This is a genomic window from Chthoniobacter flavus Ellin428, from assembly GCF_000173075.1.
Lineage (GTDB): Bacteria > Verrucomicrobiota > Verrucomicrobiia > Chthoniobacterales > Chthoniobacteraceae > Chthoniobacter > Chthoniobacter flavus.
Genome location: NZ_ABVL01000002.1, coordinates 121,634 through 133,888 on the forward strand (window position 1 = coordinate 121,634; position 12,255 = coordinate 133,888).

Here is a 12,255-nt window from a genome sequence, read left to right on the forward strand (position 1 = left end):
AATCACTTAGGAAGGATGAACTGGAAGACCATCGCCAGTCGGGTCGTAGCCACCGTGTTGGTTGGCCTTGTGCTGGTCCTATCGGTGACATCGGCGCAGGCCGAAGACAAAGTCGATGAGGCGATGGCCAGGGCGACGCAGTATCTCATGTCCGTGCAGGACCCCACGACGGGCGGCATTCACAACAAGATGCGACACGAGACAGCGATGACCTCGCTGGCCATCCTGGCCATGGCGGCCTGTGGGCATCAACCGGCCGATCCCACGCCGGAGGGACAAGCGATGCGCAAGGCGCTGGCCTTTGTGTTGCGGCCGGAAGCGCAGGAGCAGGACGGCTATTTCGGCCAGAACGACGGCTCGCGCATGTATGGGCACGGCATCACGACGCTGATGCTTTCGGAGATGCTCGGCATGGGCGGAGATGCGGCGCAGGACGAGGTGATCCGCAATAAATGCCGCCTGGCGATCGATCTCATTTTGCGGTCACAGAAGGTCTCGAAGAACGACAGCAACCGCGGTGGCTGGCGCTACTCGCCGGATTCGGGCGATTCGGATATGTCGGTGACGGTGTGGCAGACGATGGCGCTTCGTGCGGCGAAGAACGCCGGACTCGATGTACCGAGGGAGGCGATCGACAATGCGGTGAGTTACATCCGCCGGTTGTATCAGCCGGACAGCGAGGCTCGCGGTGTTTCCAAAATGGGCGGCTTCGGTTACCAGACCAAGGGCCGGGAAATTTCGACGACGGCCGAGGGTCTGCTGGCCATGCAGGTCTGCGGACAATACGATTCCGACGAAGTGAAAGGCGCCTCGGATCGGTTGCTCAAGGACGGTATCCGGCAGGGCGAACGCTGGTTTTTCTACACGACCTATTACTACGCGCAGGGGATGTATCAGCGCGGTGGCAAGCACGCGGATGAAGCCAAGCGGACGGTCGCGGACTTGCTGTTGCCGCTGCAGTCGCGCGAGGGTTGGTGGGAAGGCATCAACGGTGAAGAACGGCAGGGCGGAAAGGTCTATGCCACCGCAATGGCCGTACTGAGCCTCTCGGTGAAGAACCACTTCCTCCCGATCTATCAGCGGTAGGCGGCGTCGATTCCTGGAGTGCGTTTCCAAATTGGGGACTGAAGGGAAGCGCTCCGTCGCTCTTTGGTTGGAACGTCTTCCCCGGCACCGCCGGAGCGGCGCCCTCCGGTTCCGCTGCGAAAACGAGATCCTGGCTCAGCGCTTCTTTTGCAGCGGACGTCCTTCGTCGGCGTCGATGTAATCGAAGAAGGTCTGGACATCGTCGCGCTTCTCCAGACCGCTTTCGCGTTTGCGCATGAGCAGGCGTTCGGAAGACTCGTCGTTCCAACCGCGCTTGCGCATGAAGTCGTTCCAGATGTCAATTTCCTCCGCGCTCGGTTGATGGCCCTGCACAAATGCCCACTCGAGGATATCCTCATCCGTGCCGCCCTGCTTCACGCGTTCGACGAGAGCGGGATACTCGATCCAGAGAAAGCTCACGGTGCGGCCGTCGAAGCCGCCACCGAGGTTGGCGTGATAGTCCTGGGGCAATTTGCCGGCGGCATGCAGACGGATTTTGTCGAGCATGCGGGGGATGTAATAGATACCGCCGGTTTGAACATAAGGGCTGCGCAGATCGGGCACGTTCATGAGCGGGAAAGTAAAGGGTGGCTTTTCACCGGACAAGTCAGATGCCGCCCTGATTAAAAAGGAGACTCGACGAAACCCCGTATTTTCCCTTTCTCTAGCTTGCATATCCGCCACGAGGCGGGCATCCCTATCTCCACAACGCTGTAATCCTCCGGCATTCCCAGATGAAGACGATCCTTCTGATCGATGATGATGAGATTTGCCGCAAGCCGGCAGCGGAAGCACTGCGGCGATCGGACTGGCAGGTGATCGAAGCGGCGGACGGCGACGAGGGCGTGGAGCTCGCGGTCAAGCATCGGCCGGATGTGATCCTGTGCGATTTGCTGATGCCGAAGAGTAACGGTTACCACGTATGTCGCACGGTGCGGGAGAATCCCGAGCTCAAGGACACGCGCATCATCGTGATCAGTGGACGCGATTTTGCGTCGGATCGGCAGAGCGCGGCGGAAGCGGGAGCGGACGATTTTCTGGTCAAGCCGATCGAACTTGGGCAGTTGCACGAGGCATTGCAGCGGACGACTTCGATTCGCGGCGAAACCAAGGCGGCGCCGACGCCATCGACGGTGCCCAGCGCGAAGCCAACGTCCGATCAAAAGACCGTAGTGAAATTCTGGGGCGTGCGCGGCTCGATCCCGACGCCGGGACAGACGACGGTTTTCTTTGGTGGCAATACCTCCTGCGTGGAGGTTCGCGCGGATGGGGAGATCATCATTCTCGACGCGGGGTCAGGCATTCGGCCGCTGGGCGAGGCGTTGGCTGCCGAGTTCAATGGCAAGCCGATCGAGATCACGCTGCTCATCACGCACACCCACTGGGATCACATCCAGGGCTTCCCGTTTTTCCTGCCGGCCTACGACGCGCGCAACCGCGTGCACATCCTCGGTTACGAGGGGGCCCGCGATGGCCTGGCGGCGACGCTCGCCGGGCAGATGGAGAGCCCGTATTTCCCGATCGCGCTCAAACAGATGCCGGGGAATATCGTGATCGAGGACTGCGGGAGATGACGTTCACATCGGCAAGGTACGCGTGGAAGCGTGCTTCTCGAATCACCCGGGGGTGTGCGTCGGTTACAAGCTCTACACTTCCAGCGGAACGATCGTCTATCTGCCGGACAACGAGTCCTTCAACGAGAACACGAAGAAGGTGCACGGCGGAGCGTTGCCGCGGAATATCGAGGAGAACATCGCCGGGTTCATCCGCGAGGTGGACATGCTGATCCTCGATTCCCAATACAGCGTCGACGAATACAAGACGCACGTCGGCTGGGGGCATGGCTGCGTCGACGACGTTGTTCCGGCTCGCGCTCGACAACGGCGTGAAGCGGCTCTTTCTCTTCCACCACGACCCGGCGCACGACGATCGTTCCATCTCGAACATGCTCATGCATGCGCGCGAGGTCGCGCAGAAAGATGGCTCCAATCTGCGAGTGGATGCCGCCCGCGAAGGCGAGCAATTAGTGCTCGGTCCGCGGGCGATTAACGGGATGTGACCGATGGACGGAGAGACGCGCGCCTGCGCGCTTCCCAAAATTACCCTCCGCCCGGCCAAAGATGGGGAACATGCAGGAGCGTGTCCCTCCGTCGTCGCCGCCGCGCTCCGTCTAGTTCTTCTTCTTCTTGCTCGTCGTCACGTGGCACTGCGCGTCACCGGCGGAACACGTTGAGGCACTGCTCTTGGAAGCGCTGCAGCAGTCGGCTTTCTTCGGCGAATGAGCGCAGGCGGGGACGAGCATGGCTACGGCGGCGATGGCGAGAAGGCGGGGGAGAATTTGCATGGCAGGGAGAAAAGATGGAGCGATGGAATCGGTCGAGTGAAATCGATTCCGCCTATGACGCTGGGATCTGGTTCAGTGTGTAATAGGCGTCGGGATGCAGGATCGATTCGCCGCCGGCGGATTTCACGCCGGGCAGGTGAATCTCGTGCACGTGGCCTTCCATGAGGCCATCGATGACGAGCCGGGCGCTCATGCCGTCGGGCGACACGGTCACGCTTTTGATCGTTGGTGTAGTCTCGTCGACCTTCGGGCTGCCGTAGCTGGACTGGAAGATCGTGGTGTAAGTCTTGATCGTGTACGACGCGGGGTTGCCGGCGGTTTGCGGGTCGAGCGGCTTGGTGAAGGTGAATTCGAAGCCATCGGGCTTGGCGCGCATCTCGTGAATTTCGAAAGGCACCTTGCCGGTCCACACGAGCCGCTGGAGGGCGTAGGGATGTCCACCGCGGGCGCCCCAGCCACGATCGGTGCCGTAGACGAAGAGCGAGCCGTCGTCGCCCCATTCGACGCTGAGATTGCCGGAATCGAATCCCTGGCGGAAGGGGAAGCAGGCCCCCTGATAGCGATCGTTCACCTTCTCGAGAAAAACGCGCATGACCGTGCTGTGCGACTGGTCGCAGACGAAGAGTTGCTTTTGAAACGGCCCGAATTTTCCGCCGGTGGTGTCGGGGATGAAGCCGCTCGCCGATTGCCCCATCTCGGGATAGGGGAACATAATCGCTGGCGGCATGTATTCGGGAATCCGTTTCGCTTCCTTGTAAATGCGGCTGCCGCTCTCGGGTTCCTGCGGCTTCCTGAGGCCCGCCTTGGCGATGGCGTCCTTGGTCGCCGGATCGTCGAACCATTTCAGCCCCGCCGGATGCCCCATGAAGTAGCCGGGCCGCAATTCCTTGAGCCCGTCGGCGCCATTCCACGGCCCTTGGTTATCGGTGAAAAACATCACGCCATCCGCATTCGTGCCGATGCCGCCCGGCGAGCGAATACCGCTGCACGTGGGCACCCAGGAACCGTCCGGCTTGAGGCGGAAACACCAGCCGCGATACGGGCTGTTACTGTTGAAGGAACCGGTCAGGCAGAGCACGATCCACAGATCGCCGTTCTTGTCGAACTTCGAGCCGAAGGCGTACTCGTGATAGTCGCCGTTGATGCCCCAGGGATCGCCGACAGTCTCGAAGAGATCGGCGCGGCCGTCGCCGTCGAGATCCTTCATCCGCGTCTCTTCGGCGCGCTGGGTGGCGTAGATCCAACTGTCCTTTGTGGTGAGACCGAGCACCTCGTGCAATCCGCTGGCAAACTGCGTGAACTTCAAGTGCGTGGGCGGATCCTCGAGGGCGTTGTCGATGAAGTAGATGTCGCCCTGCCGCGTGGAGGCAGCGAGGCGGCCATTGCCCATCCACTGCAGCGCGCCGGCCTCGAGGGCAACGCCCTCGGGAATCGGCAGGGTGACGATGCGATAGTACTGCTTCTCCGCTTCCTTGAGCTCGGGGCTGGCCGTGTCATCGGCAAAAACAGCGGCGCTCCAAAAGAGGGCGGCGAGAGAGAGAATAGTGGTGAATTTCATGGTGTGAAGAAGGGCGAAATTACCAGGTCATTTCCTCGACGAATTTCGCTTCGCCACCTTGGAACGTGAGCGGCACGAGCAACTCGCTCTCGTTGTCGCTGTCGCGAATGATCGGCTTCGAGCCCGGGAATTTCAGCTTCAACGTTTCATCCACGGCAAATGTGCCGTCGGTTTCCTTGATCTTTTTACCAACCGCAGCGCGGAAGAAGAGGTGCTCGACCGGTTTCTCCGCATGCACCGTCACGGTGCGGTGGAAGCCGGCGTCGGGATCACCCGATACGGCGACCGGATAGTCTTCGATGCTCAGATCATTCCACGAATAGCGGAAGGTGGGCCGACGTTTGGCATCCAGCAAATAGCCGCGGAACTGCCAGCCTGCGGCCTGGCCGGTATCCTTCGGCCAGACGGCGCTCTCGCTATTCAGGATCGCGAAGGGTGGTCCGGGCGGTTCGTGAACGACGTTGGTGCCCAGCGGTTTTTCGAAGCCTTGTCCGCGACCGGTGCGATGGCGTGCCGCGTCAATGAACGCTCCCTGCCAGATCATCGCGAGGCGCATGTCATTTGCATCGAAAGCGAGATTGGCCTTTTCCGGATAGCCGACGCCGATTGCCCGCGAGCCACCGCCTTCGATGAAGTTGCGATAGATGATCGCTTCCTTGTCGGCGACGAGTTCCATCTTGCCCTGCACCAGCCCCGTCGGCAGGTCGGTGAAATTCTTGCGCGCGAGGTAAGCCCAGATGGCAGAGATCTGTTTCTCCGAGTCGCCGCCGAGGACGTCCTTGTTGGTCGCCACGCCATTGGGCCAAAAGGCCGGCATACGCGTGCCGGGGCGGAGTGATTGCGGATCGAGCAGGTAGCGGCGGAACCAATCGAACTTCAAGCGCTGTCCCGCCGTGGCGAGATCGAGCGCGGGCACGCCGAGCGATTTGTGGCCGTCGAACATATGGCACGCGATGCAGGTGAGCCCGCCGACGCCGATGAGTTTGCGGCCATATTTGTTCGCTTCATTGGCCACACCAGAGGCGGCCACATCCGGGTCCGGCGTCGCATCGGCCCGCGAGTCAGCCTTGCTGAAAAGGTCCGGGAGTTGGCCAACATTGGCGGCGCCAAATTGCGGCATGCGCGTGGCCATGTACGGACGCACCGCGCCACCTTCGGTGAGCACGGCCTTGATCCATTCCGGACGCAACTTGGCCCCGACGCCGTTCAGTTGTGGCGGCATTTTACCTTCGTCGCCCAGATCGACTTCGCCGACGTTGGCGAAATACTCGCGGTGCAAACCTTCCGGCCCGCCGCGGTGGTCGCGATTGTGGCAGGCGAAGCAATTCATCACGGTCATCGTCCGAATGATTTGTTGCTCGGGCGTGAGCTCCGCGGTGAGCGCGGCTTGCGCACCGAGTTGGCCGAGAATGACGACACGCTGGCGGTCGCTGATTTCGAAGCGCGGCAGGCCCGGCTTCACTTTCGGGCTCAGGCATCCCGCTGGCTGGCGGCCGTTGAGTCGGGCCAGCGGCCGGGCCACGGGTGCGGTCGCTGTGATCGGCCATTTGCTCGGGAGATCACCGTGGCAGCGGGCGCATTGCAGGGAGATGTAGTAGTTCGCGCCGGCGGCGGCCTTGGTGTCATCGACGGTAAATTCGAGGTTGCCGACCGGAAGCATGGCCTTGCCCTCATGCGAAAGGACTTTGCTCGGGATTTCGGTTTTGTTAATGCCCGGACCTTTCCACGAAACCTTCAGCGCCGTCTGCCCGCCGCCATCGAAATAAATGACGCGAACGGAGTGGCTGCCCGCGGTGAGCTTGATCTTTCCATTGCGCTCCTGGTCCGGATGAATGCCGCCGTTCTCAACAACTTGCTTGTCGTCGATGAAGAGACGCGAGCCGTCGTCGGACTTCGTATAGAATTGATATTCTCCGTCGGTCGGGATGGCGATGACGCCACGGAAACGAATCGCGAAGTCGTTCTTCCGCTGGGCGACCGCCAGGGTGAACGTGTCGACGTTCCCCGTGGTTTTGGGAGTCAGGCGATCAAACTCGGGCAGCTCGGGTAATTGCTCCTCGTAATACTCGTAACTCAGGCCGGACAAATGCGCTTCCTCGCCCTCGGGAGCTTGCGAGCGCAGAAGATACATGGCCACAGCGCGCGCCTCCGTGGGGTTGAGCTTTAACGAAGGCATGCGGCCACCGGGCCGGGACTTCAGCGGATCGCGGAGAAAGTCGGCCAGCTCGGCGACGGTGAATTTCTTCGCGAGGTCACCGAGCGGAATCGAGGTCCTGGCCATCCCGGGAAATTCGTTCTTGGGATCGGCTTTGCTCGGAGGAAGTTCCTGCGGGGCGTGGCACTGCACACAACCAACCGTGTGGTAGAGCGTGCGTCCCACGTTGATGGCCGCCGCGCTCTGGCCGATCGGCGTCGCTTTTTGTGCACCGCGCAGCGATACGAGGTAGTGAGTGAGCGCCTCGGCCATTTCGGCGCGTTTCGGTTCTTCCATCGCGGCCAGCATGTCCGGCATCAGCGTGCCGGGCGTCTCCGCCTGTGGGTTGAGCAGGAAAGCATGCAGCCACTGCGGCGTCACCTTTACGCCATGCGCAGCATCCAACCGCGGCGAGGGGCGCGAGGCCAGGCGTTGCTTGACCGGCCCGGCATCGTGACAGGCCGCGCAGTTCATCTCGCTGATCAGATATTCACCCGGATCGACGCCGGCGCGGGAGACGCCAGCCAGGCCGAGGAAAAGAGCGACGGAAGCCCCGGACAGCAAATGAGCGACAGGGCGGCGACGGAAGAAGAGATTGGGAAACATCAGGGAAGGAGCAGCGCCGTGAATAACCTCCTCAACACCGTGTTGCTAGAGGATTTTGCCCAGCGAGAACTGCTTGCTCTCGATACCCCCGGCTTCGATTCCCGTCATCTAGCGAGAATTCACTACACCGTCTCGCGTACGTGCGGGAAATGGACTTTCCGGCAATCCGGACAAATGCCGTGGCTGAATTTCGCCTCGCTACGGCTCTGGATGAATTCCTCGAGTTGATGCCAGTCGCCGCCTTCGTCGCGAATGTCTTTGCAATAGGCGCAGGTCGGAAGAATCCCGCGCAGGGTCTTCACCTCGTTCAGCGCCTTCTGGAGTTGTTCGATGAGGCTTTCCTTTTCGCGCTCCACTTTCTTGCGGCGCTCGATTTCCTGCTGGGCGAGGCTCAGCTCCAGGCGCACTTCGCCCACTTCCTTGAGAATCGCGAGCACGGGACGATGCTCGATAACCATGCCGAATTTTTTGTTCTGACGGTCGAGGTAGAGATAGAGGAATGGGTAGGCGAAAACCGAGATGATCAACCGGCTGACCAACGTGCCGGTCAAAATGTGCAGATAGTCGGGAGTGCCGAAGAAAGCGCCGGTGGAAAAGAGCAGCACGTCCAGCCACATGACCCCCAACAACGTGAAGAAGGAACGCAGCCACAAGGGCAGATTGATCCGCGGCTTGCCGAGGAATTCCCACGCGATGGCGAGGAAGATCAGATCCGCGATCGTGGTAATGACCGAAGCGCTGTTGATGCGCAGGCTGGGAATGGGGACGTGGCCCATCGGCGGAGAATCCGACAGCTTGATCTGCATATGCAGGATCAAGGCAATGATCGGCACGATGATGGAGACGCCGGCGATCGTGGAAATGGCGATGCGGGTAGCCCGGGGACCGTCGAAGACGTAGACCACAAAGACCCCCAAGAGCAACGCGGTGTAAAAGACCGTGGAGCCGACCATCAGTTCCACATGAGGAAGAAATACCTTCACGCCGGCATCGGTCACCCAGGACATGACTGCGGTGAGGCTGCCGATTAGCGCATAGAAATGGGCCAACCCGCACCGACTCCGCAGGGAGTGAGCCCAGAGCACGAGGAAATAGACCCCGATCGCTTCGCCGATGAGGATGAAAAGTTCGCCTTTCATCGAGCGTTAAGCAGGGACCGCAGGCGATTCGTGTGATGGGGTTGGAGATGGAAGAGGCTGGAAAACAAAGGAGGGATGGGCAGAGGTGAAGGGCAGGGGAAAGCCGATTATTTTAGCTTGGTTAAGCAGCAAGCCCGCCCGGCAAAAGGATTTTCGTCGAAATACGCAAAAAACTTGCGTAAAATCATGCGGATGTGTAATGCGTGTTAATACGAATAGTCGCCAGACGTGATTGTGAAGCGGATGCGGTGCAATGATGCTCAAAATGGAGCTGATCTACGCAAAATTGAGAAAATGGGATCATTTTGGGAAAATCGGCGATCTTTGGCTGGACCGCGGAGAGTATGGCACCGTTGAAAGAAGCAGGTAGTGGTTTCAATGAGGTAGGGGAACTATGTATTTTTCGCCTGAAAATTAGGAATGAGTTTCCTTCGGCGAAACCGGAGCTAAGTGTTTGAAAAGACCACGGTCTTTGAAGTAAATTTCTCTCTGTCCAATTCGCACCCATGGAAACTACGAAAGTATTGATCGCCGATGACCATCAAGTGATGCGCAGGGGCGTTCGTGCGGTAGTGGAGTTGCTCGAAGGATGGGAAGTCTGCGGTGAAGCGTCGACCGGGCGGGAAGCAGTGGAGATGGTCGAAAAGTTGCAGCCTCAGATCGTGGTCATGGACGTGACCATGCCCGAGCTGAACGGCCTCGAAGCGACGCGGCAGATTAAGAAGATCGCCCCAGCCACGGAAATTCTCATGTTCACCGGGTTGGAGACGGAAGAGCTCATCCGCCAGGTCTTCGAAGCCGGTGCGCGCAGTTACATTCTCAAGACCGACGGGCGCGAGCAACTGGAAGCCGCTCTCACCGCACTGGCCGCGCATAAACCGTATTTCACCACCCAGGTTGGGGAGATTCTTTTTGCCAAATTCCTGCATGGGAAACCCAAGGACGAAGAGCAGACCGTTGATGGAAGGCTGACCGACCGGGAACGCGAAATCGTGCAATTGCTCGCCGAGGGCGCGAGCAACAAGGAGGTGGCGGACTCACTGGGAATCAGTGTGAAGACGGTGGAAACGCACCGCGCGGCGATCATGAAGAAGTTGAAATTCAAGTCCTTCAGCGATCTCGTACGCTACGCGATCCGCAATCACATCATTTCCGCCTAAAAGACTTTCGCACGTCGCGAAAGCCTCGTCGGGGAATTCACGTAGAGCTGATACGTAGTTTCCCTTTTAAAGGGTGCACGCTGCCTGCTTGTGAATAACGGCATGGCTACAAGCAAAATCCTCGTTGTTGATGATGATCCGAAACTCTCGCGCCTGGTCGCGACGATCCTGAACCGAGTGGGGGGGTATGACGTCCTGGAAGAGAACCGCCCTTTTGCCGCGCTGGCGACCGCCCGCCAATTCCGCCCCGACCTGATCCTGCTGGACGTCGATATGCCCGGCAAGGATGGCGGCGCGATTTCGCGAGAACTGGGCGATGACGCCCTCCTGTCGCGAGTTCCCGTCATTTTCGTGACCTCGCTCATTTCCAAGAGCGAAGCCGGCGTGCACCACGGTGTGCGCTATCTGGCCAAGCCCGTCGATCCGCACCTTCTCCTGGATACGGTGCGCAGCCTCTGCCCGCGCTTTAAACCGGAACCGCAACTCGCCTAAGAGATTGTGGCTATAACCGAGGAATCTCTTCGCCAGGGGCGCATTCTTCTCGTGGACGATGAGGTTCGCAGCCTCTGTCTGCTGGAAAGCGTGCTGGATCGCCTGCGATTCAAGCATCTGCGCAAGTTGACGGACCCGACACGGATTCTCGAGGAGTTCGAGGCGTTCCAGCCCGACCTGATCATTACCGACATTGAGATGCCGGAGATGGACGGCATTCAGCTCGTCGAGCAGATCCGCAACTATCTGCCACGGGAAGCCTGCCTGCCCATCCTCGTGCTCACGGGAGCGCAGGATCCGCAGATCAAACGCCGCGCGCTCATCGCCGGGGCGACCGATATCCTCTTCAAGCCTTTCGATAGTTCCGAGATGCAGATGCGCGTGCGCAGCTTGTTGCAAACGCGCATGCAGTATCTCGAGATCGAAGCGCAGAATCGCGTGCTCGAGCAGAAAGTGACCGAGCGCACCGTCGAGTTGCAAAAGGCGCTCACGGAGTTGCAGACCAACCAGCGCCAGATGGTCCAGCAGGAACGCTTTCGCGCCTTCGGTGAAATGGCCGGCGGCGTCTGCCACGACTTCAACAACGCCCTCATGGCGATCATCGGTTACACCGAACTCCTGCTCCAGAATGCGGAACTGATCGATGATCGCGAACTACTTCGGGAATATCTCAAGACGATGAACATCGCCGGCCGCGACGCCTCTCACGTGGTTTCCCGGTTGCGCGATTTCTATCGTCCGCGTGAGGAAAACGATGTCTTCACCGCCGTGGACGTGAACGATCTCATCGAGGAGATCGTCCCGTTGACCAAACCGAAATGGCACGGTCAAGCGCTCGAGAGCGGTCGGACCATTCGCGTGGATTTGGAACTGCAAAAACTGCCGCCCGTCCTGGGCAACAGCTCGGAATTGCGCGAGACCTTGATGAATCTCGTGTTCAACGCCGTGGACGCGATGCCCAAGGGTGGAACCATCACGCTGCGCACTGTTCCGCTGGAAGACGCGATCCGCATCGAAGTGGCGGATACCGGCACCGGCATGACTGAGGAAGTGCGCCAGCGCTGTCTCGAGCCGTTCTTTTCCACAAAGGGCGACGATGGCACCGGGTTGGGCCTGGCCATGTCCTTCGGTATCGTCCGCCGTCACGAAGGCACCATGGATATTGAGACTGTGCTCGGGGAGGGGACGACATTTGTCATTACCCTGCCGTGCAATCATGCGCCGATCGTGGAGGAAGAAGAAGCCTGCCATGCCCTCGATCGCACGCTCCGCGTGCTCGTCGTGGACGATGAACCAAACACGCGCGAAGTGGTCTCGGGTTATCTCCGCGGAGATGGCCACCGGGTCATGACCGCCTCCAATGGCAACGACGCGGTGCGGCATTTCATGAGCGAAGATTTCGATATCGTCATCACAGATCACGGCATGCCTGGCATGAATGGACTGCAACTCGCCGAGATCGTGCACCGCATCAATCCCGCCAAGTCAGTAATCCTGTTGACTGGCTTTGCCTTCGGTCCTGAACAGCAACCCACGACCATCGATTGCGTGCTCAAGAAACCGTTGATCCGCGAGGAACTCCGTGCCGCTTTACGCAACGTCATGGAAGACCGGCACACTTCCGACCTCACGCTCCTTCCCGTCGCGTAACGGGACTCGAGAGCATTTTGAGAAAA

The 12,255-nt window shown here is 59.8% G+C and carries 11 protein-coding genes; 6 read left to right on the forward strand and 5 right to left on the reverse strand.

Going from position 1 to position 12,255, the window contains the following annotated elements; all coding sequences use genetic code 11:
• Positions 1-15: 15 nt before the first annotated feature.
• Positions 16-1,086 (forward strand): prenyltransferase/squalene oxidase repeat-containing protein, encoded by a 1,071-nt coding sequence (locus CFE428DRAFT_RS03355; RefSeq protein ID WP_006978024.1) that lies wholly within the window; start codon positions 16-18, stop codon positions 1,084-1,086.
• 135 nt (positions 1,087-1,221) lie between these two features.
• Here CFE428DRAFT_RS03355 and CFE428DRAFT_RS03360 read toward each other — a convergent pair whose 3' ends face one another.
• Complete coding sequence (locus tag CFE428DRAFT_RS03360) at positions 1,222-1,656, reverse strand: DUF5069 domain-containing protein (protein WP_006978025.1); 435 nt, start codon at positions 1,654-1,656, stop codon at positions 1,222-1,224.
• Positions 1,657-1,820: 164 nt separating this feature from the next.
• On the opposite strand from CFE428DRAFT_RS03360, the gene CFE428DRAFT_RS32880 reads away from it, so the two are divergent.
• Positions 1,821-2,660 (forward strand): response regulator, encoded by an 840-nt coding sequence (locus CFE428DRAFT_RS32880; RefSeq protein WP_006978026.1) that lies wholly within the window; start codon positions 1,821-1,823, stop codon positions 2,658-2,660.
• A 266-nt stretch (positions 2,661-2,926) separates the two neighbouring features.
• Positions 2,927-3,145, forward strand: a complete 219-nt coding sequence (locus CFE428DRAFT_RS32885; protein WP_006978027.1) for a hypothetical protein — start codon at positions 2,927-2,929, stop codon at positions 3,143-3,145.
• A 111-nt stretch (positions 3,146-3,256) separates the two neighbouring features.
• Here CFE428DRAFT_RS32885 and CFE428DRAFT_RS36920 read toward each other — a convergent pair whose 3' ends face one another.
• The 4 genes from CFE428DRAFT_RS36920 to CFE428DRAFT_RS03380 all read right to left on the reverse strand — a co-directional run bounded on the left by CFE428DRAFT_RS36920 (position 3,257) and on the right by CFE428DRAFT_RS03380 (position 8,927).
• Complete coding sequence (locus CFE428DRAFT_RS36920; protein WP_006978028.1) at positions 3,257-3,430, reverse strand: hypothetical protein; 174 nt, start codon at positions 3,428-3,430, stop codon at positions 3,257-3,259.
• 52 nt (positions 3,431-3,482) lie between these two features.
• A complete protein-coding gene (locus CFE428DRAFT_RS03370) occupies positions 3,483-4,988 on the reverse strand; it encodes a PQQ-dependent sugar dehydrogenase family protein (protein WP_006978029.1) in 1,506 nt (501 codons plus the stop codon).
• 19 nt (positions 4,989-5,007) lie between these two features.
• Positions 5,008-7,788, reverse strand: a complete 2,781-nt coding sequence (locus tag CFE428DRAFT_RS03375; protein ID WP_006978030.1) for a PA14 domain-containing protein — start codon at positions 7,786-7,788, stop codon at positions 5,008-5,010.
• Between the two features lie 122 nt (positions 7,789-7,910).
• The gene (locus CFE428DRAFT_RS03380) at positions 7,911-8,927 is read right to left on the reverse strand and encodes a hypothetical protein (protein ID WP_006978031.1); all 1,017 of its coding nucleotides are present in this window, start codon (positions 8,925-8,927) and stop codon (positions 7,911-7,913) included.
• Positions 8,928-9,433: 506 nt separating this feature from the next.
• Here CFE428DRAFT_RS03380 and CFE428DRAFT_RS03385 point away from each other — a divergent pair.
• From CFE428DRAFT_RS03385 to CFE428DRAFT_RS03395, 3 genes are all read left to right on the forward strand, one after another.
• Positions 9,434-10,087: a response regulator transcription factor gene (locus tag CFE428DRAFT_RS03385; RefSeq protein WP_006978032.1), complete on the forward strand. Its 654-nt coding sequence runs from the start codon at positions 9,434-9,436 to the stop codon at positions 10,085-10,087.
• Positions 10,088-10,189: 102 nt separating this feature from the next.
• Positions 10,190-10,579: a response regulator gene (locus CFE428DRAFT_RS03390; protein WP_006978033.1), complete on the forward strand. Its 390-nt coding sequence runs from the start codon at positions 10,190-10,192 to the stop codon at positions 10,577-10,579.
• Positions 10,580-10,630: 51 nt separating this feature from the next.
• The gene (locus CFE428DRAFT_RS03395) at positions 10,631-12,229 is read left to right on the forward strand and encodes a response regulator (RefSeq protein WP_049975526.1); all 1,599 of its coding nucleotides are present in this window, start codon (positions 10,631-10,633) and stop codon (positions 12,227-12,229) included.
• The last annotated feature ends 26 nt before the right edge of the window (positions 12,230-12,255 follow it).